The sequence below is a fragment of the Humidesulfovibrio sp. genome (genome assembly GCF_030689645.1).
Lineage (GTDB): Bacteria > Desulfobacterota > Desulfovibrionia > Desulfovibrionales > Desulfovibrionaceae > Humidesulfovibrio.
Genome location: NZ_JAUYFU010000006.1, coordinates 65,395 through 86,629 on the forward strand (window position 1 = coordinate 65,395; position 21,235 = coordinate 86,629).

General features: G+C 62.3%; 14 protein-coding genes. 9 read left to right on the forward strand and 5 right to left on the reverse strand.

The genetic code is table 11. The features are described 5' to 3' along the window. Positions 1-38 precede the first annotated feature (38 nt). The 3 genes from Q8O35_RS01135 to Q8O35_RS01145 form a co-directional block, all read right to left on the reverse strand. Positions 39-650 carry a periplasmic heavy metal sensor gene (locus Q8O35_RS01135; RefSeq protein WP_305569508.1) on the reverse strand — a complete coding sequence of 204 codons (612 nt, stop codon included), beginning with the start codon at positions 648-650 and terminating at the stop codon, positions 39-41. Between the two features lie 153 nt (positions 651-803). After that, a complete protein-coding gene (locus Q8O35_RS01140) occupies positions 804-1,127 on the reverse strand; it encodes a hypothetical protein (protein ID WP_305569510.1) in 324 nt (107 codons plus the stop codon). Positions 1,128-1,322: 195 nt separating this feature from the next. Further along, entirely contained in the window at positions 1,323-3,002 is a 1,680-nt protein-coding gene (locus tag Q8O35_RS01145; protein ID WP_305569512.1) for a multicopper oxidase family protein, read from the reverse strand. Between the two features lie 927 nt (positions 3,003-3,929). Between Q8O35_RS01145 and Q8O35_RS01150 the strand changes: the two genes are divergently transcribed. Continuing rightward, positions 3,930-4,331 carry a hypothetical protein gene (locus tag Q8O35_RS01150; RefSeq protein WP_305569520.1) on the forward strand — a complete coding sequence of 134 codons (402 nt, stop codon included), beginning with the start codon at positions 3,930-3,932 and terminating at the stop codon, positions 4,329-4,331. 77 nt (positions 4,332-4,408) lie between these two features. Here the strand turns inward: Q8O35_RS01150 and Q8O35_RS01155 are convergent, their stop codons facing one another. Together Q8O35_RS01155 and Q8O35_RS01160 are read right to left on the reverse strand one after the other, a co-directional pair. Continuing rightward, a complete protein-coding gene (locus Q8O35_RS01155; RefSeq protein ID WP_305569525.1) occupies positions 4,409-5,593 on the reverse strand; it encodes a phosphoglycerate dehydrogenase in 1,185 nt (394 codons plus the stop codon). 30 nt (positions 5,594-5,623) lie between these two features. After that, positions 5,624-6,757 (reverse strand): alanine--glyoxylate aminotransferase family protein, encoded by a 1,134-nt coding sequence (locus tag Q8O35_RS01160; protein ID WP_305569527.1) that lies wholly within the window; start codon positions 6,755-6,757, stop codon positions 5,624-5,626. Between the two features lie 298 nt (positions 6,758-7,055). Here Q8O35_RS01160 and Q8O35_RS01165 point away from each other — a divergent pair, with 298 nt between their 5' ends. The 8 genes from Q8O35_RS01165 to pta form a co-directional block, all read left to right on the forward strand. Further along, positions 7,056-10,631, forward strand: coding sequence for an FAD-binding and (Fe-S)-binding domain-containing protein (locus Q8O35_RS01165; protein WP_305569529.1), 3,576 nt, complete (start codon positions 7,056-7,058; stop codon positions 10,629-10,631). Further along, complete coding sequence (locus Q8O35_RS01170; protein WP_305569531.1) at positions 10,632-11,348, forward strand: HD domain-containing protein; 717 nt, start codon at positions 10,632-10,634, stop codon at positions 11,346-11,348. It begins immediately after the preceding gene. A 74-nt stretch (positions 11,349-11,422) separates the two neighbouring features. After that, complete coding sequence (locus Q8O35_RS01175; protein ID WP_305569533.1) at positions 11,423-12,511, forward strand: toll/interleukin-1 receptor domain-containing protein; 1,089 nt, start codon at positions 11,423-11,425, stop codon at positions 12,509-12,511. Positions 12,512-12,782: 271 nt separating this feature from the next. Continuing rightward, complete coding sequence (locus Q8O35_RS01180) at positions 12,783-14,324, forward strand: DEAD/DEAH box helicase (protein WP_305569541.1); 1,542 nt, start codon at positions 12,783-12,785, stop codon at positions 14,322-14,324. Between the two features lie 135 nt (positions 14,325-14,459). Beyond that, the gene (locus Q8O35_RS01185; protein WP_305569547.1) at positions 14,460-16,022 is read left to right on the forward strand and encodes a sigma-54 dependent transcriptional regulator; all 1,563 of its coding nucleotides are present in this window, start codon (positions 14,460-14,462) and stop codon (positions 16,020-16,022) included. A 303-nt stretch (positions 16,023-16,325) separates the two neighbouring features. Further along, complete coding sequence (locus Q8O35_RS01190; protein ID WP_305569549.1) at positions 16,326-17,705, forward strand: FAD-binding oxidoreductase; 1,380 nt, start codon at positions 16,326-16,328, stop codon at positions 17,703-17,705. A 2-nt stretch (positions 17,706-17,707) separates the two neighbouring features. Then, positions 17,708-18,997 carry a (Fe-S)-binding protein gene (locus Q8O35_RS01195; protein WP_305569551.1) on the forward strand — a complete coding sequence of 430 codons (1,290 nt, stop codon included), beginning with the start codon at positions 17,708-17,710 and terminating at the stop codon, positions 18,995-18,997. Between the two features lie 240 nt (positions 18,998-19,237). Next, on the forward strand, positions 19,238-21,235 hold a 1,998-nt coding region (gene pta / locus Q8O35_RS01200; protein WP_305569560.1), incomplete at its 3' end, for a phosphate acetyltransferase.

Consider the following 21,235-nt stretch of genomic DNA (forward strand, 5'->3'; position numbering starts at 1 on the left):
TTTTTGGCGTCAATGAGTCTGGTTAGGTGCTGGTGCCGTTAGTTCTTGTGAGCGTCATGGGCAGCAGGGGCCTCGGGGGCAGCAGGAGCTGCAGCAGGCGCGCCGCCCATCATCATTCCGCCCATCATTCCGCCCTTCATGCCGCCCATCATGCCGCCCATCATGGGGCAACCCTTGCCGCCCATCATTCCGCCCATCATTCCGCTCATCATGCCATGTCCCATGACGGGCACGCGCAGGCCGGTCTCCTTGAACATGCGAGCGCGAAACTTGCTGTTTTCCTGCAGCATCTTGGCGGTCAGGTCGGCGATGTCGCGGATGACGCCCTTGGCCTTGGAGGACTCGCCCTCGCCTGCGGCGTTGAGGGCCTCAAGCTCCGCAGACTTGGCATAGACGCTCTGGTGCAGGGGGAACATGGCACTGGCGTTGGCGTCCATGAGCTTGCGAGCTGTTGCCTGCTTCTCCGGGGAAAGCTGCGACAGGGGGCCCATCATGGCTCCCATGCCCATGCCGCCATGCGCACCATGGAAACCGGCGGCGGGCACAGGGGCCGGGGCGTCTTTCTTGGGGGCCTCGGCGGCCAGGGCCAGGGAGGAGGACAGGACGACAGTTGCGCAGGTGGCCGCAAGGATCTTTGGGAAACGCTTCATGGTGTGCTCTCTTTTTTTGGGGTTGCCGGCCCGAGGTGCGGGCCTATTCATGTTAATCAGCGGCGCGTGTGCGCCGAACGCCTGCGAAATTAAACCCATGTTTTATGGCCGGGCTGCGCGCTGCGAAGCGTCACAGCCCGGAGGACATTTGTTCTAGAAACTGCGGTCCTGCATGGCCATGTGGCCCGCTCCCTTCATTCCCATGTGGCCCCCGCCGTGCATCCCACTCATTCCGGAGCCCATGCGGCCTGCTCCCATTGTGTTGCCGTTCATCATCCGGTTTCCCATCACCTGGCTTCCCATCTTTTGGCCGTCCATTGTTTGGTATCCCATCTGACCAGTGCTTGCGACCGGACATTGCACCTGTGTGGCGGCGGCGGTGTTCTTCGGGGAAATGGCATCAGCGGCCAGGGCCAGGGACGCGCTCAGGGCGACTGCGGCGCAGGTGGCGGTGAGAATCTTTGTGAGACGCTTCATGGTAATCCTCCTGGACTGTTTCCGGCGGCAGGAGCGCCGTCAGCATGCCAGGAATAAGCATACGCTGTGCCAACAGTAAAAGTTCCATCATAACAGCTTGTTGTATTGTTTGGCCTTGCGGCGTTGTGCATTTTGATGCACATCCTCTGGCGTTGTGGCTCAATACGGTACTGTTTTGTGCAGCTTTTGTCGCACTCACGCACGACCATCCGTTTCCTTTACACGGACATTGAGCATCATGCCCTGATCCTCGTGCTCCAGGTTGTGGCAGTGCAGCAGGAATGTCTGCTCGCCCGCATAGGACGGAAAGCCGAAATCCGTCACGATGGTCACGCTTTCGCCCGGCCATACCAGCACTGTGTCCTTGAGGCCAAGATCCGTGGCCAGCCTGCCCGTGGCGTCAACTGCACGAATGCCTACCTGCTGCGGGCTACCCCGGCGCGACACCACGCGGAAGAAGTAGCCGTGCAGATGCATGGGGTGGGGCATGCCGTCCTTGGCTCCGGCGAACTCCCAGGCCGTTGGCGCACGGCGCTCCACAACCACGGGCGCGGCGTTCATGTCAAAGGTCAGCCCGGCGATGGTCCAGCGGCCATGGTGGCGGTCCAGGGCCAAGTCGAAGCGGCGCGGCGCTCCCCCAGCCAAAGCAGGGGCCGCTGCGGTCAGGCTGGACAGGCGAGCGGGGATCCTGCGGTCATAGGACACTACGCGATCCACCCGGAGGCGCAGGATGGGGTAGGAAGCGCCCTCTGCCAGAGGAGCGGCTTGGGAACTCGCACCGTGTTCTCCCGGCGCAGAGGCCGTGTGCCCGCCGCTTTGCGGAGTGTCACTACCAGCCCCATGGCCAGCGCCGTGACCCATGCCCGGCATGTCGCCCATATCTTCGTTGTGCATGGGATCAAAGGTCGCGTTGGACAGGATGACTTCCTGGCCGGGCTTCATGCCCCGCAGGTCCAACAGCAGTTCCACACGTTCCCCCGGAGCCAGGAACACCGCGTCCAGGGTGCGCGGGGCGTCCAGCAGGCCGCCGTCGTTGCCGATGAGCGCAAAGGGCATTGGGCGTCCGTCGCGCAGGAAGCGCAGATTGAAAATGCGCGCCGTGCAGCCGTTGAGCAATCGCAGGCGGTACAGGCGGGTGGCTGCGTTCAGGCTTGGCTGGCGCGCTCCGTTGGCCAGCACCTCCGTGCCCAGGTAGCCCATAAGCAGGTCGTCCTTGCCGGGTGCGTACACAAGACCGCCGTGGGCGTCGAAGCGCTTGTCCTGCAGCACTATGGGGATGTCCGTCACTCCCAGGGTCAGGTCCAATTCGCGCGACAGGGCTTCTTCTTCGGCATCGCGCACCAGGAAGAAAGAGGCCAGGCCCAGGTACGATTGCTTGGCCGTGAGACCGTGCGGGTGCGGGTGGTACCAGTAGGTGCCTGCGCGGTTGGTGATGGGGAAGCCGTAATCATAGTGCCCGCCTGGAGCGACTGCGTAGGAAGGATGCCCGGCCTGCCGCCAGTCTCCGTCCACCCCGTGCCAATGGATGATGGTGGGCTCGTCCAGTTTGTTCACCAGCCGGGCGCGGAAATCCTGGCCCTTTTGCAGCACCAGTATGGGGTTGCGCCAGAGGCGGCCTTCCTGCCGGGCTTCGTACGCCAGCATCCGCGAGCCGGTTGCGGGCAGCAGGCCTGGCACATCGGTGGCGGTCAGGGTGAGAGGGGCGGTGGGGCGAAGCAGTCCGTAGAGACCTTCAGCTTGCGGGAGTGGCAGAGGGTTGCCCGTTGTGGACGCGAAAATGCGGCTCGGCAGCAGCCCGAAAAGGGCTTGGTGGGCCAGGGCCAGGGCAGAAGCCTTGGCTGACAGGGAGAGGAATTCTCTGCGCGATTGGGGCATGGCGTCTCCTTTCCGGTATGGGGGCATATTCATTTAATGTACGCTTGAGAGCTCAAAGGTCAAGTTTGCGAGAAGGCAACAAGCACGAAAAAAATATTGCCACTGGAATTGGCCGGATACGGCAAAACGGTCTTTTCATCTTAAATTTCCCCTTGCATAACCGCGACGACATTGTATGGTGAAACTGGAACTGTCTCCATTGTGCTAGTGATTTCTGTATGTTGCTGTTGTTGTTGTGAGGAAGAGCTACCGCACCAGGAAGGGCCTTCAGGGCGGCATAAAGAATTTGAAGCGGTTAGCGCGAGAGTGTGTACAGAGGAACAGGAGGGGGAGCATATGGACCTGAGAGGAAAGCGAGTGTTCACTGCGAAGATGCAGTTGTTGGATGGGTGGGAGGTTCGGCCTTTTGCGGTCAAGACTCCCGAAGGCTCTTTTGCCCCGTGCCTCTCCACTCGAAAACATTCCCCTGGCTCCCCTGGCACGGTCTATTCACTCGATCGGGTTTGCGCCAACCTTGAGGAGGCCTTTGAGCTGGCTTTGGCCAAGGGGCGTAGCCTTGTGATGGGCGGAGTCAAATCCGCAGCATGAAGACGCGTTTCGTTTGTGCTGAATATAAAGCCCCCGCCTGGCGAACCGGACGGGGGCTTTTCGTTGTGGATATTCTGAGCCTTGTGTTGGACTGTGTGAAATCCGCAGCATGAAAGTGCGCATAGTTTGACTAGACCAAAAAGCCTCCGCGCTGGCTGAACGCAAGGCTTGTGGCGAGGTTACGGACCAAGGACATATGACCGCCAGCGAGGCTGTTTCGGCTATACTTGTTGACACTTGAGCCGTGTTGCGGGATACGTGTATGTAATGAACTAAGCTGGGCCATGCACACTGAAGTAGGATCTGCCGAGGGCCTGGCGCAACACAAAGGAGCTGACCATGATCATGCTGAAAATCGCCCGAAAGTTGGTAGTGCCGTTTCTGTTCACAAGCCTCGCTTTGTCCGGGGCGGCCCTGGCGCAGGACAAAGCGGCCGATCATAATGCCCATGCGGGCCAGGTCCAGCAAGGCAGCAAGATGATGATGGACGGCTGCGAGATGATGAAAATGGACATGGACAAGGGCGCCAAGATGATGGGCGATGGGCACGGCATGATGATGATGGGCATGAAGGATATGAAGAGCATGAGCCCTGAGGACAAAAAGAAGATGATGGCGGCTGACCAGAAAATGATGCAGGGCAAGAAAATGATGCAGGACGGCATGAAGATGATGATGCAGGGCAAGGAGGAGATGGCCAAAACGCACGGCGGCGCGGCCAAGCACGACACCAAGCCTTAGCTTTCATCCCTACGCGAAACCAAAAAGCCCCCGCCCGGCGAACCGGACGGGGGCTTCGTTTTGGCGAAGGGCTTGGGCTAGTAAGTGACGCGCTTCACGCCGGGGATGGCCATGAGCTTCTTGCGCACTTCCTCATTGGGCTCCTGGTGAACGACGTACACGGTCTGCACGCAGTCGGACAGGAAGCGGGAGTTGTTCTCGCGGATGTTCACCCCAAGCTCGCCCAGGGCGGTGCCGAACTTGCCGAACATGCCCGGCTTGTCCTCGTGGGTGATGAAGATGGAGTAGATGCGCTTGCCTTCCTGCTCGACATTCTCGCCCACGTTGACGGAGTTGCCGAAGTCGCCGCGGCGCAGGTACTTGGTCACCACCTCGGCGATTTCCAGGCCCGTCTTGCGCACGGCGTTTTTGGTGCTGGCACCCAGGTGCGCGCTCATGACGATGTTGTCCAGCTCGTGCAGGCTGCACTGGAAGGCCTCGCCCTCGCGCTTGGGCTCTTTCTCGTAGCAGTCCAGCGCGGCGCCGGCGATGACGCCGTTTTTCAGCGCGTTGTACAGGGCTTCCTCGCTCACGTTGCTGCCGCGGGAGGCGTTGATGAGGTATGCCGTTGGCTTCATGAGCTTGAATTCGCGCTCGGTGATGATGGCGTTCTTGCCGCCGGTGTGCAGGCTGATGAAGTCCGACACCTTGAGCACCTCGTCGATGCTCTCCAGGTAATCTACGTTGGAGTCCTGGATCTGGTACAGGTCGTAGCCGACGGTTTTCATGCCGATGCCCAGGGCCTTGCCCGCCAGGCACTGGCCGATGCGGCCGCAGCCGATGATGCCGAGGGTCTTGCCGTGCAGTTCGTTGCCGGCGAAGCGCTTCTTGTGCCACACGCCGCCCATGAGGGTGCGGTGGGCCATGGGCACCTTGCGGGCGACAGCGAACATCAGGCCCAGGGCGTGCTCCGCCGTTGCGTTGGTGTTGCCGTTGGGCGCGAACTTCACGATGACGCCGCACTCTTTGGCGGCCTCCAGGTCGATGTTGTCGGTTCCAACGCCGCCGCGGCCCACGATCTTGAGCTTGCCGCCGTTCTTGGTGCCCGCCTCGATGATCTCGCGGGTGACCTTGGTGGCGCTGCGGACCAGCAGGGCGTCGTAGCTGCCGATCTCGCCCAGCAGGTCGTCGGTGCTGCGCTTTTCGGTCTCGACGGTGAAGCCTTCTTTTTTGAGCAGGGCGACGGCTTCCTCGTTGAGGCCGTCATTGGCAAGAATACGCATGTGGTTTCTCCCTCTATTCAGCCGCGCGGGCTATTTCAGCAGTTCAGGCTTCAGCGCCTCAAGGTATGCGGAGAGCATGTCCGGGGTCACGTCGCCCATGTGGCCCAGGCGAAGCAGCACGCGCTGGCCCTTTTCCTCAAGGTCGGTGTTCAGCTTGCCGTAGCCGGGGTCGAAGAGGTAGCCCTTGGCGCGCATGGCTTCCTTCACCTTTTTGAGCTGGGCCACGGTCATGCCTGCGGGCACGCGCACGGCGGTGACTGTGGGCGAGCGGTGGCCCACGGGAGCGAGCAGGCTGAAGCCGGGCAGGGTGGCCACGAAGTCGTGGACCATGTCGCGCATCTTGATGTGCCGGGCGAAGCGGTTATCGATGCCCTCGGTGTGCAGGATGTGGTCGATCTGCACGGCCATCTGGTTGGCCAGGGTGGTGTTGGGCGTGGTCAGGGTCTGGTTCTTGGTGGCCCGGCCCAGCTGGCCGATGATGTCCGAGGCGAAGCCTCTGTTCTTAACGGTCTTGGCCTTCTCCACCGCCTCGGGGCTGACGAAGAGGATGCCGAAGCCCGCAGGCAGGGCCAGGGACTTCTGGGTGCTGGTGGCGTAGGTGGCCGCGCCGGAGCCCGAAAGGTCGATCTTGGCGCCGCCGAAGATGCTCACGCCGTCAACCAGGGGCATGGCGCCATGCTTGCGGATGAGCGCGCACACGGCCTTCATGTCGTTCATCACGCCGGTGCTGGTCTCGTTGTGGGTGAAGGTGACCACGGCGGGCTTGTGCTCGATGAGGGCGCCCTCAAGCTTGGCCATGTCGATAGCCTGGCCGGGCTCGAACTTGAGCTGCGCGGCCTTCTTGCCGTTGACCACGGCCATTTTGTGGTACAGGTCGCCAAAGGCGCCCACGGACACGTTCAGAACGGTCTCGTCATCGGCCACCAGGGAGCGCACGGTGGCCTCCATGGCGTTTGAGCCGGAGCCGTTGAAGAGGATGACGTGGTAGTCGTCGCCGCATCCGGCCAACTGCTTCAGGCCGGCCATGGCCGGGGTGAAACGCTTGTTGTTCTCGGAGTCGCGGTGGCCGAATTCGGGCAGCAGGCCAGCTTCGCGGATCTCCGGGCGAATGAACGTCGGGCCGGTGATGAAAAGCTGAAGGTCGGCAAAATCCTGGGTGCTCATGGACGCGTCACCTCGTGGTAGAAGAATGTTCGGACAAATGGTTACTTCAGTAGAATCCCTTTCTTTAACCGGAGTGGCTCCGCCTGTCCAGCGGGGTGAAGCGTCCAGCGTTTCGTCAGGCTTTACAGGGCAATCGGGCGTTGGATGCGTCGTTGCCGCTTGCTGCGCGCCGCGAACCCTGGCGGCGGGCCTGACCAGGCCGCACTTGCCAAGCGTCCGGGCGCGACCTATATTCCGGGCCTCGCGAACGCGATAAAACCCCCGCAACCTTTCCTCCCCCCTTGGAGATGATAGCCACATGCCCTTGATCGGCCCGCATATTTCCATTTCCGATGAACGCATCCTGACCCGCGTGCTGGGACTGACCGCCAGCCCGGAAGAGGGCGGTTTCGCCCAGTGGCCGGACAACGTGCGCGAGCTGGCCACCAGCCTGGCCGCAGAATTGTTCCTGGTGCGCTACAACCCCTTTGTGGACGCAAGCCTGGTGCGCGAGAGCGTGGACCGCAAGCTCTCCATCGCCCGGCCTGGGCTTTCCGGCGAGTTTCCGCGCCTCTTGGCCGGTGCCGTGGCCTCCTTCTGGGAGCGTTACGAGGCCGACCAGGCCTTTGCCCGCGAGCTCAAGGCGCGGCTGCAGGATTTCATGCCCGCCGAGGGCATCGGCGAGGCGGCCAACACGCGCATCGAGTGCGCCACCGACGCCACGGACCTGCGCCTGGAGCTGCCGCTGTTCGTGCTTTTCCCGGAAACCACGGAGCAGGTGCAGAAGATTGTGCTGCTGGCCAACGAAATGGCCTTTGGCGTCATTCCGCGCGGCGGCGGCACCGGCCTCACCGGCGGCGCAATCCCCATGTTCTCGCGTTCCGTCGTGCTGTCCCTTGCGCGGTTCAAGAAGATTGTCGACGTGAATCCAGACACCATGCTGCTCACGGCCCAGGCTGGCGTCATCACCCTCGACGCCATCAAGGCCGCCGCCGAGCAGGACCTGCTGTTCACCGTGGACCCGGCCTCCAAGGCGGGCTCCACCCTTGGCGGCAACATTTCCGAGAACTCCGGCGGGCCCTTCGCCTTCGAGTATGGCACCACCATCGACAACATCTCTTCCTTCGAGATGGTCACGCCCACGGGCGAGGTCATCACCGTGCGCCGCAAGGACCACCCCGGCCACAAGATTTTTGAGGGCGAGAGCGCCGTGTTCGAGATTCTGGACGAAAGCGGGCGGCTCAAGGACACCGTTACCCTGGCGGGCACCGACGTGCGGGGCGCGGGCCTGGGCAAGGACGTGTCCAACAAGTACCTGGGCGGCCTGCCGGGTGTGCAGAAGGAGGGCGTGGACGGCATCATCACCACCTGCACCTTCACCCTGTACCACCGGCCCAAGCACTCCCGCGTGCTGGTGCTGGAGTTCTTTGGCCGCAGCATGAAGAACGCCATGTACGTCATCCGCGACGTGGTGGGCCTGCGCGACGCCATCCGCAACCAGGGCGACATGGTGAAGATCAGCGCCCTGGAGGAATTCGGCACCAAGTACGTGCAGGCCATCGAGTACAAGAAGAAGTCCGTCCAGTATGAGGGCGACCCCATCAGCGTGCTCATCCTGCAACTGGATTCCGACGACGAGAACGCCCTGTCCGAGTCGGTTGACGCGGTGCTGGCAATCGCCCAGCCGTATCCCGGCGTGGATATCTTCGCCGCGCGCGACGAAAAGGAGGCCGAGCTTTTCTGGGAGGACCGGCACAAGCTTTCGGCCATCTCCAAACGCACCTCGGGCTTCAAGATCAACGAGGACGTGGTCATCCCCATGGCGGCCATTCCCGGCTTCGCGGAGTTTCTGGAGAACCTGAACCTGGTCTACATGGCCAAGATCGCGCGCAAGGCCCTGCTCAAGGTGCGCGAGCTGCCCGGAATCGCTTTCGACGACCCGGACATCGACTTCGGCATCGAACGCTGCCTGTTCATTTTGAAGAAGCGCACCACGGCTGGCGATCTCTCGGACGAGGAGCTGGCGAGCCAGGTTCGCATGCTGTTCCACGAGCTCAAGGACAAGTATCCCAAGCTCGACCGTGACCTTGAAGCCATTTACCAGGAAATTCAGGCCAAGCGCATCGTCATCGCCAACCACATGCACGCGGGCGATGGCAACTGCCACGTCAACGTGCCGGTGAACTCCAACGACGCCGAGATGATGGCCCAGGCCTACGAGGCCGTGGACGAGCTTTTCGCCGAGGTGCTGAAGCTTGGAGGCGAGATTTCCGGCGAACACGGCATCGGCATCACCAAGATCGGCTTCCTGTCCCAGGCCAAGATAGACGCCCTGGCGGCCTACAAGCGCATTGTGGACCCCAAGGACGTGCTGAATCCCGGCAAGCTCACCCGGCGCATTCTGGCCGTGGAGCCCTATACCTTCTCCTTCAACAGGCTCATCGGCGATTTGCAGAAGACCGCGCTGAAGGACAAGGAGAACCTGATTGAGCTGTTGCGCAACGTGCAGACCTGCACCCGCTGCGGCAAGTGCAAGCAGGTGTGCCCCATGTACTCGCCCGCGCGCGGCCTGCTGTATCATCCGCGCAACAAGAACCTGAGCCTGGGCGCGCTCACCGAGGCCATCTACTATTCCCAGGTGCAGGGCGGCGAGCCCTCGCCGGCGCTCTTGGACGAACTGCGGCGCATCATGGATCACTGCACGGCCTGCGGGAAATGCAAGGCCGTGTGCCCGGTGAAGATCGACTCCGCCGCCAACGCGCTGCAGATCCGCTCGTTCCTGGAATACAAGGGCAAGGGTGGCCACCCCATCAAGAGCGCTTTGCTGACGCGCCTGGCCGACGACCCTTCGCGGCACCTTCCCCGCGTGGCCAAGCTTTTGTCCCTGGGGCAGGCCGCTGCCAACAGCGTCATCGGGCTTGTGCCCGGACACTTCCGCAAGCGCCTGTCCAGTCCGGCCATGCAGGGCCCAGGCCCCCTCGTCGACCTGCGCAACCTGTCGCAGGAGCTGAACCTGCGCGAGCAGTCGCTGTTCCGCACGCCCTCGGCTCCCTTTGACGACACTGTGCTGTACTTCCCCGGCTGCGGCGCCGGGCTCTTCAGCCACGACATCGGCATGGCGGGCGTCTACCTGCTGCTCAAGGCCGGGGTGAACGTGGTGCTGCCTGACAGGCACCTGTGCTGCGGCTACCCGCTGCTGTCCAGCGGCTGCACCGAGGCTTACAACGCCAACCGCCACCGCACCATTCAGGACATTCTGGACACGCTCATCGCCACCGGGCGCGCAGGCATGAAGGCCACCACCCTGGTGACCAGCTGCGGCACCTGCCGCGAGTCCATCGAGACCTATGACTTCAGCCAGGAGCTTTCCGAGCCGCTGAAGCACCTGGACATCGTGCAGTTCCTGCTGGGCAGGCTGAACATTCCCAAGACCGAGGGCGAGAAGCTGCTGTATCACGCGGCCTGCCACGCGGAATGGGTGGACGTGCCCAAGGTCAAGGCCCCGGACATCTACCGCAAGGCCCTGGCCGACGCGCTTGGGGCCAGCGTGCGCCTCTCGCCCGGCTGCTGCGGCGAGTCCGGCCTGGGCGCGCTTACCAGCCCGGACATTTACAACCGCATCCGCGCGCGCAAGAAGGAGCAGCTGGCCAGCGACCTCGCCCGGCCAGACTCCAAGCGCCCGGACCGCGACACGCCCGTGCTCGTGGGCTGCCCCTCGTGCAAGATCGGCGTGAAGCGCTGCCTGATGCAGATGCACCGCAAGAACGAGGTGCTGCACACAACAGAACACCTGGCCGAGAAGCTGGGCGGCCCGAAGTGGCAGAAGGAGCTCAAGCGCATGCTCGAAAAGGGCGAGAAGAAGGGCAAGATGGTCATTGTGGACGGGGGCAAATAGATGAGCCCAGGACGCTTCCTCGGCGTTACCTGCCACCCGGAGGCTGATGCCCATTGCCAGAAGTCCTTGGCCCGGCTGGAAGCGGCCCTGCGCGCGCATTTGGCCCAGCGTCTGGCTGGGGAGGGGGCCTGCGACCCGGCCCACGACCTGCTGCACCTGGAACGCGTGGTGGCCACTGCCAAGCGCATAGCCGTTGCCGAGGGCGCGAACCTGCGCGTTGTCATTCCGACCGCGTGGCTGCACGACTACGTGGTGGTGCCCAAGGACGACCCGCGCCGCAGCGAGGCCTCGCGCCTGGCCGCTGTTGATGCGTGCGCCTACCTTAAGGACATTGGCTATGCCGCCACACTGGCCGAATCCGGCCTCCTTGAAGCCATCGGGCACGCCATCGAGGCGCACAGCTTCAGCGCGAACATCGCGCCGCAAACGCTGGAGGCGAAGGTCGTGCAGGACGCCGACCGGCTGGACGGCATCGGGGCCATCGGCATCGCGCGCTGCTTCGCGTGCTCCGGCACCATGAACCGGCCCTTCTACAGCGCCGTTGACCCCTTTTGCACCACCCGCGAACCCGACGACGGCCTGTTTACCCTCGACCACTTCTACCGCAAGCTCTTCAAAACCGCCGCCAGCATGCAGACCGCTGCGGGCAGGCTGGAAGCGGAGCGGAGAGTGGAGGTGATGCGGAGGTTTTTAGGGGAGCTGGGGGAGGAGATTTAGGGGAGAAGATGGGCGATGCGGGAAGACTCGTGTCGTTGTGCTTTGACAGCCTGGGAATTCTGTAAGGAGTTAAGATGGGCACCAGTGAACCGAAAAGGGCGTTGGCGAAAGAGGTTGACGGTTATCTTGGGGCACTTTGCAAGCTTCTCCTTTCTGAAGGTGCTGAAGGAGATGCAGCAGTAATTGCAAATGCCAAGGTCCATGTCGTTGAAGGGTACGAATATGACAATTGGAATGGCGGGACATATGGTCATGCTGTATATTTAAAGGTTCCTGAAAGTATATTTTTTAAAAATATACCTAGAAAGGATGATGTTCAGCGGTTGTTTCGTGAACGTCTTAATGTGTTGCACAATATCCCTAATGAATACATTGCAGAGGTCTTTTTGGAATTCGAGCCTACGGGTGGGGGTGACTGGCGGAAAGAAACTGGTCTTATCGTTTCCCCTCAACTTATGGTAACAGTAACTGAACAAGCGCGCATCTGGAGGTCTGGCTATTTCCGTGTATTCCTAAGCCACAAAAGTGAAGTTAAAATCGAAACATCTAAAGTTAAAATTGCGCTTGAAAACTATGGAGCGTCATGCTTTGTTGCGCATGAAGATATTCATCCGACAAAAAAATGGCAGGCAGAAATTGAGAAAGCTTTAGGCACGATGGATGTGCTCGTAGCCCTTTTATCTGAGGGCTTTCACGACAGTTATTGGACAGACCAGGAGGTTGGTTTTGCTTTGGGTCGTGGGGTGAAGATCCTGCCAGTGAAAATTGGACGGGACCCTTATGGTTTTATAGGTGAAATTCAAGCCATTCGCTGTGGTTGGGATGATGCTGCTGAAAAGATTGCCGGGGTGCTCATTGAAAGCCCCGGTATGGTCGACGCATATGTCAAACAAGTAGCCTCGTCCTCGACCTGGGATAATAGCAACATTCTCGCGAGGTTACTTCCAGAAATCAAGTCCCTGACCCCACAGCAAGAGGGACACATTGTTGCTGCGCATAATACGAACGTTAATGTTCATGGAAGTTACGGATTTAATGGTCAGAAATCTCGTTATTACGGACTAGGTTTGGCTTCCCACTTGCAAAGAATTACTGGGAAACCCTATAAAATAGCGTCAGATATGTTGATTGATGTCCATAAGGCAAGGGTGAGGGCATATTGAGGCCCGGTGATTAACCCCTTGACATCCCCCCGCATCCCCCTTACTTAGTCCGAGTCCGGGGGCAATCCCCGGCACGGCACACGTTCTTGAGAGGCGCGGCAATGCTGCACAGCCCGCCTGAAAAATCCTCAGTACCCACGCCGAATCGACATACGCCCCGATTGAGCCATCCGGTCCCGGCCCGCAGCGTCCGCCACTTGATAAGCTCTTCGCCGCCGTTTTGGTGCGCCTTTTGTGCGCTGCGCGGCCCCCTCTTTACAAAGGACTTACTTTGACTTTTGATTCCTTCGGCCTTCCGTCTTCCGTTCTCGCCAACATCACCAAGCTCGGTTACACCACCCCCACGCCCATCCAGGAGCGCGCCATTCCGGCGGCCATGGAAGGACGCGACCTTATGGGCCTGGCGCAGACCGGCACCGGCAAGACGGCCGCCTTCCTGCTTCCCATCATCGCCAAGCTTCTGAGCCGCCCGTCCACTGCCCCCCGCCGCAAGGTGCGCGCCCTCATCCTGGCGCCCACCCGCGAGCTGGCCGAGCAGATCCACGAGGCCGCTCTTGACCTGGGCCGTTCCACCGGCGTGCGCAGCACCACCGTGTACGGTGGCGTGAACATGAGCCGTCAGATCAACGCCCTGCGCAACGGCACCGACATCGTCGTGGCCTGCCCGGGCCGCCTGCTCGACCACATGAGCCAGCGCACGGTGGACCTCACCGGCGTCGAAACTCTGGTGCTCGACGAAGCCGACCAGATGTTCGACATGGGCTTTCTGCCCGACATCAAGAAGCTGCTGGCCGGCCTCCCCAAGGAGCGCCACACCATGCTCTTCTCGGCCACCATGCCCGAGGCCATCCGCAGCCTCGCCAACGACATCCTGAAGGACCCGGAGACCCTGCGCGTTGGCAACAACGCCCCCACCGAGACCGTCAGCCACGCCATCTACCCGGTTGCGCACCACCTGAAGACCAAGCTGCTGCTTGAGCTTCTGCACCGCAACAAGGACGGCTCCGTGCTGGTGTTCACCCGCACCAAGCACCGCGCCAAGCGCCTGGCCGAGAACCTGGAGAAGACCGGCCACAAAGCCACCGCGCTTCAGGGCAACCTCTCCCAGAACCGCCGCAAGGAAGCCATGGACGGATTCCGCTCCGGCCGCTTCCGCGTGCTGGTGGCCACAGACATCGCCGCCCGCGGCATCGACGTGAGCCAGATCTCCCATGTGGTGAACTTCGACGTGCCGAGCACGCCGGAGACCTACACCCACCGCATTGGCCGCACTGGCCGCGCGGAGCGCAGCGGCGAGGCCCATACCTTCGTCACCGGCGAAGACGTCTCCATGGTGCGCGCCATTGAGCGGCTCATGCGCGAGCCCCTGAACCGCAAGAAGCTCGACGGCTTTGACTACAATGAAGGCCCGTCCGCTGCTGACAAGGAATTCAACCGTCCGATCATGGAACGTGGCCGCGGCGGCTACGGTGGCGGCGGCGGTGGAGGCGGCGGCTACGGCGCTTCGCGTCCGCAGTCCCGTCCGGCTGCCCGCCCGCAGTCCGCTTGGCTCTCGTCCGAAAAATCGGACAGGCCTGAGGCGAACGGCAACCGCCCGCAGCCCGGCGACGACATCTACGCCGCTGACCGCCCGGCCCGCGGCTATGGCGATCGCTCGCGCTACGGCGCGGACAAGCCCGCCGGCGGCAGCCGCCCCGGGTATGGCCGTCCCAGCTCCGGCCGCCCCGGCCAGAGCGCACAGGGCGCTCGTCCCCAGGGGGCTTCCCGTCCCCAGGGCAACGGCAATTCCGCTTACAATTCGAACGGCCGCTAACCTGGCTTGACGCCGGGGGCCAAGTACCCTAGTCAGATATACAGACCTGCGTGCGGGGGGGGCTTTTGCCCCCCCTTTGCGTGGTCTGGCCCGCAGTTTGCTACCAAGCGCACAAACCGCAGTTCGGAGTGCAGCATGGGCAACATTCTCATCATCGATGACGACGCCGAAGTCCGCGAAACGCTCCTGAGCCTCACGCGGCGCATGCGCATGAGCGGGGAAGCCGTCGGCACCCTCCGCGAAGGCATCGTGCGCCTGCGCAAGGGCGATGTGGACGTGGCCTTTCTCGATGTGAGCCTGCCCGATGGCAACGGCCTGGACGCCCTGTCCGAGATCAAGGCCCTGCCGGACTCGCCCGAAGTCATCATCCTCACTGGCCGGGGCGACCCCGACGGCGCGGAACTGGCTATCCAGGGCGGCGTCTGGGATTATCTCCTCAAGCCCTCGCCCATCAAAGACACCATGCTCACTCTGGAGCGCGCGCTCAAATACCGCACGGGCAAGCGCGGTTTTTGCGCACCCGTGGCCCTGCGCCTGGAAGACGTGGTTGGCAAGAGCCAGCCCATGCGCGCGTGCTTCGACGCCGTGGCCGGAGCTGCCGGGACAAACGCCAGCGTGCTCATCAATGGCGAAACCGGCACTGGTAAGGAGCTCATCGCCCGCACCATCCACACGAACAGCGTCCGCGCGGCAAAGCCCTTTGTGGTGGTGGACTGCGCCGCTCTTACGGAAACATTGGTGGAGAGCACGCTTTTCGGCCACAAGAAGGGCGCGTTCACCGGTGCGGACAGCGACCGCGTGGGCCTGGTGAAGCTGGCCGACGGCGGGACCCTGTTTCTGGACGAAGTGGGGGAGATGCCGATCAATCTGCAGAAGGCGTTTTTGCGCGTGCTGCAGGAGCGCCGTTTCCGTCCCGTGGGCGCAAACATCGAACTTGAGAGCGACTTCCGGCTCATGGCCGCCACCAACCGCGACCTGGGCCAGATGGTGGAGCAGGGCGGCTTTCGCAGCGATCTTCTGTACCGCATCAAGACAATATCCATCAATCTTCCGCCTCTGCGCGACCGACTGGAGGACGTGAAGCCCCTGTGCGTGTTCCGCGTGGGGCAGTTGTGCGAGCAGTACGGCGCGCCACTCAAGGGTTTTGACCCGGACGTGTTTCAGGTGCTGGAAGGCTACGACTGGCCGGGCAACGTCAGGGAGCTGTTTAATGTTCTGGAGCGCGCCTTCGTGGCCGCAGGCCCGGAGCGCACGCTCTTCGCCATGCACCTGCCGCAGGATGTCCGCATCCGGGTGGCCAAGGCCCACCTGGGCCGGGGCCGCGAGACCGCCTCGCCTCCGCCCAACCGCCCTCTGCCCGTGCCTCCGCCTGCGGCATCGTCAGTGGCCGCCACTGTCAGTTCTGCTCACTTTCCGCCCCCAGCCGGCATGAACAGTCAGCACGCCACCAGCGCGGAGGCTCCACGCACCGATCTGCCGCAGCAGTATGCGGGCGGCAACGAGGCTGATACGTTCTTCACCAAGCCCCTCAAGGATTGCAAGGAAGCCCTTGAACGCAGTTATATGGAGACCCTCGTGCGACGTGCGCGAGGAGATGTGCAGCGTGCCTTGGAGTCCTCCGGGCTGTCGCGCTCGCACCTCTACGCCCTGCTCAAGAAGTGGGGTCTGTCCATTGATGGACCTGGCGTAGGCTCCTGACGCTGGACTTCGGGGATGTCTGATTTTTCGGACACATCCCTGCCGTTAGCTTGCAGAGCGCATTCGCGTAATTACTGCTCATCCCCCCGGCCTGCTTGGGCCAGTTGGCAGAATCACGCACGACATGCTCCTTGGGAGTTGTCCTGAAAATCGGACAGCAGCGAGCTGATTGTACCGCAATTGCCATAACATGCCAGAATTTCATGTTGTTTATTTTAAGCTGCCTGTGGCACGCAAGTTGCCTATGTCTGCACAAGAGGCGGTCCCCTTGATCCGCCGAAGCCACCCAGAGGAGACTCCAGCATGAATGACGCGCTGATAAAGGAATTTGAGGCCCTGGTGGGCAAGGAAAACGTCATGGAGAGCGAGAGTGATCGCTTCTCTTACGCTTATGACGCCGCTGTGCTTGAGCCTGTGATGCCCGCCCTGGTGGTGCGGCCCGAATCGCGCGAGGCTCTGGGCAAGTTGGTCAAACTCTGCAACGACAACGGCCTGCCCATCACAGTTCGCGGCAGCGGAACCAACCTTTCCGGCGGCACCATTCCCAGCAAGGGCGGCGTGGTCATTTTGACCAACGCCTTGAATAAAATTATTGAAATCAATGAAGCCGACCTCTACGCCGTGGTCGAGCCGGGCGTCCTCACCGCCAGGTTCGCCACCGAAGTGGCCGCGCGCGGCCTGTTCTATCCGCCGGACCCCGGCAGCCAGGCCGTCTCCACCCTTGGCGGCAACGTGGCCGAGAACGCAGGCGGCCTGCGCGGCCTCAAATACGGCGTCACCAAGGACTACGTCATGGGCGTGGACTTCTTCAACGTGGACGGCGAGCTTGTGAAGAGCGGCTCGCGCACGGTGAAGTGCGTCACCGGGCTCAATCTTGCCGGTCTGATGGTGGGCAGCGAGGGCACCCTCGGGGTGTTCGAGAAGCTCATCCTCAAGCTCACCCCGCCGCCCCTGGCGGCCAAGGCCATGATGGCCATCTTCGACGACGTGGCCAAGGCTTCCGAAACCGTGGCCGCCATCATCGCCGCCAAAATCGTTCCCGCCACACTCGAGTTCATGGACAACTTCACCATCCGCACAGTGGAGGACTTCGCCCACGCCGGGCTGCCCGTGGACGCCCAGGCTCTGCTGCTCATCGAGGTGGACGGCCACCCCGGCCAGGTGGCTGACGAGGCTGAGAAGGTCGAGGCCATCTGCAAGCAGATGGGCGCCCTGCGCATCCAGGTGGCCAAGGATGCCGCCGAGCGCAACAAAGTGTGGGAGGCCCGCCGCGCGGCCCTTTCCGCCCTGGCGCGCGTTTCCCCCACCACTGTGCTTGAGGACGCCACCGTGCCCCGCAGCCAGATTCCGGCCATGATGCACGCCCTTGGCGGCATCGCCTCCAAGTACAAGCTGACCATCGGCACCTTCGGCCACGCGGGCGACGGCAACCTGCATCCCACCATCCTCACCGACCGTCGCAACAAGGAAGAGTGGCACCGCGTGGAGGCCGCCATCGACGAAATCTTCGACGTGGCGCTGTCCCTTGGCGGCACCCTGTCCGGCGAGCACGGCATCGGCCTTGCCAAGAGCAAGTACATGGAGAAGGAAACCAACAAGGCCACTGTCCTGTTCTCCCGCCGCCTCAAGAAAGCCCTTGATCCCAAGGGTATTCTGAATCCCGGCAAGATCATCGGGGAGTAGCCATGAGCGAGATGAAAGAACTGCTCCGACTGCTCGGCGAGCTGGACGACCAGCTTGTGGGCTGCATGCGCTGCGGCATGTGTCAGGCCGTGTGCCCCATCTACGGACAAAGCGGACGCGAGGCCGACGTGGCGCGCGGCAAGATAGCCTTGCTGGAGGGCTTGGCCCATGAGTTGGTCAAGGATCCCCAAGGCGTGCAGGACAAGGTCACCCGCTGCCTTCTCTGCGGCTCCTGCGCGGCCAACTGCCCAAGCGGCGTCAAGGCGCTGGACATATTCCTCAAGGCCCGCGTCATTCTTACCGGCTATCTGGGCCTGTCCTCAGTCAAGAAAGCCATCTTCCGCGGCATGCTGGTCAAGCCCAAGCTGTTCAACAGGCTTTTGGGCATGGCCTCCATGTTCCAAGGCCTCTTCACCAGCCCGGTGAACGATATCATCGGCTCTTCTTGCTCCAGGTTTCTGGAGCCGGTGCTGGGCGACCGCCACCTGATGCTCCTGGCCAAGACGCCCCTGCACAAGGAGGTGCCCAGCATGGACACCCCGGCAGGTAAGAGCGGGCTCAAAGTGGCCTTCTTCCCCGGATGCCTGGCGGACAAGATATTCCCCCGCGTGGGGCACGCCGTGCTCAAGGTGCTGAACCACCACGGCGTTGGAGTGTTCATGCCCGAAGGCCAGGCCTGTTGCGGCATTCCGGCCCTGTCCTCTGGCGACCGTGAGAGCTATGAGAAGCTTGTGCGCGCCAATCTGGCCGTGTTCGCCGCAGGCAAGTTCGACGCCCTTGTGACCCCCTGCGCCACCTGCACCTCCACCATGAAGAAAATCTGGCCCATGATGTCTGAGGGCATGAGCGCAAGCGAACAGGCGGCCCTGCGGGAACTGTCCGCCAAAATAATGGACGTCAACGCCTTCGTTGTGGACAAGCTGGGCCTTGCCGCCCCGGAGCCCAACGCCGACGCCGTGTCCGTCACCGTTCACGATCCCTGCCACCTGAAGAAGTCCCTTGGCGTCAGCGCTCAGCCGCGCACCGTGCTGTCGCTTAACCCGCACTACAAGGTGACGGAAATGGCCGCTTCCGACGCCTGCTGCGGCTGCGGCGGCAGCTTCACGCTGGCCTATGCGGACATGTCGGCCAAGATCGGCCAGCAGAAGCGCGACAACATCAAGAACACGGGCGCGCAGGTGGTGGCCATGGGCTGCCCGGCTTGCATGCTCCAGATCTCGGACATGCTTTCCAGAAACGGTGACCGCGTGAGTGTGAAGCACCCCATGGAGCTTTACGCCGAAGGACTCTAGGGCCCTACGGTCGAAACGCTGAAGTTTGGTTATGCGCTCGCCGAATGCGCAGCCCCGACAGTACTTTCCGTTGGGACGAATCTCCTCTACAAGCGCACGTGCAGACAATTGCGTTTATAGATGCAGAGGCAGATAAGAGGTATACTTCCGGCGCCGGGGACCCCCCATCCCCTGAGACCCCCTCATGACCCCCGGCGCTGGGAGACCTGACAGGCGAGCTATACAACCAAGGAGCACATCGTGGCTGATACTCTTTACGTCACCGGCACCGAGCCCCGGAGCGGAAAATCCGCCATTATCCTAGGACTGATGCAGCTGCTTTCGCGCGATATACAGCGCGTGGCGTTCTTCCGGCCCATCATCACCGCTTCTGAGGCCAGCACTTTGGACCATGACATCAACCTTGTCATGAGCCAGTTCCATCTCGATATGCGCCACTCCGAGGCCTATTCAATGACCATGCAGAAGGCGCGGGAGATGATCAACCTGGGCCAGCATGAGGCTCTGCTTGAGAAGATTCTGAACGACTTCAACGCGCTCAAGGGCCGTTTTGATTTCATCCTCTGCGAGGGCACGGATTTTGTCGGCTCGGACTCCGCCTTTGAGTTCGACATCAACGCCGACATTGCGGCCAACCTTGGCTGCCCGGTGCTGCTTGTGTGCAACGGGCAGAAGAAGTCCCAGGACGAGATAATCGCTTCGGCCCTGCTGACCATTGAATCCTTTGAGGACAAGGGGCTGGACATCCTGGCCGCCATCATCAACCGGGTGGAGGACGTGGACGGCCTGGGCATGGTGGAGGAGCTGAAGCGGCGCACCCGCTGCCCGGAATGCTTCCCCATCTACGTCATCCCCGAGGAAGCCCGGCTGGGCAAACCCACCGTGGCCGACGTGATGAAGTGGCTCAACGCCAAGGTGCTCTACGGCGGCGACATGGCCAGCAACCTGGTGGACAACTACGTCATCGCGGCCATGCAGCTGGGCAACTTTCTGAACTACCTGGAGCGCGGCAGCCTGGTCATCACACCGGGCGACAGGTCCGACATTATCCTGGGCAGCTTGGCTTCTCGTCTTTCCACCAATTATCCCGATATTTCCGGCATCCTGCTCACCGGCGGCCTCAACCCGTCAGACAGCGTGCGCAAGCTCATTGAAGGCTGGGTGGGCGCACCCATCCCCATCCTGGTGTCAGAGGGGCACACCTTCAAGACCGTGCGCGTGCTGTACGACCTGTATGGCCGCATCGAACCCGGCGATCAGAACAAGATCCAGTCGGCCCTGCGGGTGTTCGAGGAGCACGTGGACCTCTCGGAGTTGCGGGCCAAGCTGGTGGCCGCCAAGCCCACCACCGTCACGCCCAAGATGTTCGAGTTCAACCTCATTTTGAAGGCCAAGAGCCAGAAGCAGCACATAGTGTTGCCCGAGGGCACGGGAGAGCGCATCATGCGCGCGGCGGACATTCTGCTTCGCCGGGGCGTCGTCGATGTGACGCTGCTGGGCCGCGAGGCCGAGCTGCGCAGCCGCATGAGCCAGTTCGGCCTGGAGCTGGACGGCGTGCAGCTCATCGAGCCGGGCAAGAGCCCGCAGTATGACGACTACGTGCAGACGTACTACGAGCTGCGCAAGCACAAGGGCATCCGCGAAGAGGACGCCCGCGACCGCATGCTCGACCCCACCTACTTCTCCACCATGATGGTCTACAAGGGCCACGCCGACGGCATGGTTTCCGGCTCCGTCACCACCACCCAGCAGACCATCCGCCCGGCCTTTGAGATCATCAAGACCAAGCCCGGCGCCAAGATTGTGTCCAGCGTGTTCTTCATGTGCTTGAAGGACCGCGTGCTGGTCTACGGCGACTGCGCCGTGAATCCCAACCCCACGGCGGAGGAGTTGGCCGAGATTGCCCTCTCCAGCGCCGAGACCGCGCGCATTTTCGGCATAGAGCCCCGCGTGGCCATGCTCTCCTACTCCACCGGCTCCTCCGGCAAGGGGCACGATGTGGAGAAGGTCATCGAGGCCACGCGCATCGCCCAGGAGCGCGCTCCGGGGCTTTTGCTTGAAGGCCCGCTGCAGTACGACGCCGCCGTGGACCTGGAGGTGGCCCAGACCAAGATGCCGGAGAGCAAGGTTGCAGGCCGCGCCACGGTGTTCATCTTCCCGGACCTGAACACCGGCAACAACACCTACAAGGCCGTGCAGCGCTCCGCCCAGGCCGTGGCTATCGGCCCGGTGCTTCAG

Excerpts from the sequence above, each read along its gene's own strand:
- Q8O35_RS01135 (WP_305569508.1), bottom strand. The coding sequence starts at position 650 with ATGAAGCGTTTCCCAAAGATCCTTGCGGCCACCTGCGCAACTGTCGTC.
- Q8O35_RS01140 (WP_305569510.1), bottom strand. The coding sequence starts at position 1,127 with ATGAAGCGTCTCACAAAGATTCTCACCGCCACCTGCGCCGCAGTCGCC.
- Q8O35_RS01145 (WP_305569512.1), bottom strand. The coding sequence starts at position 3,002 with ATGCCCCAATCGCGCAGAGAATTCCTCTCCCTGTCAGCCAAGGCTTCT.
- Q8O35_RS01150 (WP_305569520.1), top strand. The coding sequence starts at position 3,930 with ATGATCATGCTGAAAATCGCCCGAAAGTTGGTAGTGCCGTTTCTGTTC.
- Q8O35_RS01155 (WP_305569525.1), bottom strand. The coding sequence starts at position 5,593 with ATGCGTATTCTTGCCAATGACGGCCTCAACGAGGAAGCCGTCGCCCTG.
- Q8O35_RS01160 (WP_305569527.1), bottom strand. The coding sequence starts at position 6,757 with ATGAGCACCCAGGATTTTGCCGACCTTCAGCTTTTCATCACCGGCCCG.
- Q8O35_RS01165 (WP_305569529.1), top strand. The coding sequence starts at position 7,056 with ATGCCCTTGATCGGCCCGCATATTTCCATTTCCGATGAACGCATCCTG.
- Q8O35_RS01170 (WP_305569531.1), top strand. The coding sequence starts at position 10,632 with ATGAGCCCAGGACGCTTCCTCGGCGTTACCTGCCACCCGGAGGCTGAT.
- Q8O35_RS01175 (WP_305569533.1), top strand. The coding sequence starts at position 11,423 with ATGGGCACCAGTGAACCGAAAAGGGCGTTGGCGAAAGAGGTTGACGGT.
- Q8O35_RS01185 (WP_305569547.1), top strand. The coding sequence starts at position 14,460 with ATGGGCAACATTCTCATCATCGATGACGACGCCGAAGTCCGCGAAACG.
- Q8O35_RS01190 (WP_305569549.1), top strand. The coding sequence starts at position 16,326 with ATGAATGACGCGCTGATAAAGGAATTTGAGGCCCTGGTGGGCAAGGAA.
- Q8O35_RS01195 (WP_305569551.1), top strand. The coding sequence starts at position 17,708 with ATGAGCGAGATGAAAGAACTGCTCCGACTGCTCGGCGAGCTGGACGAC.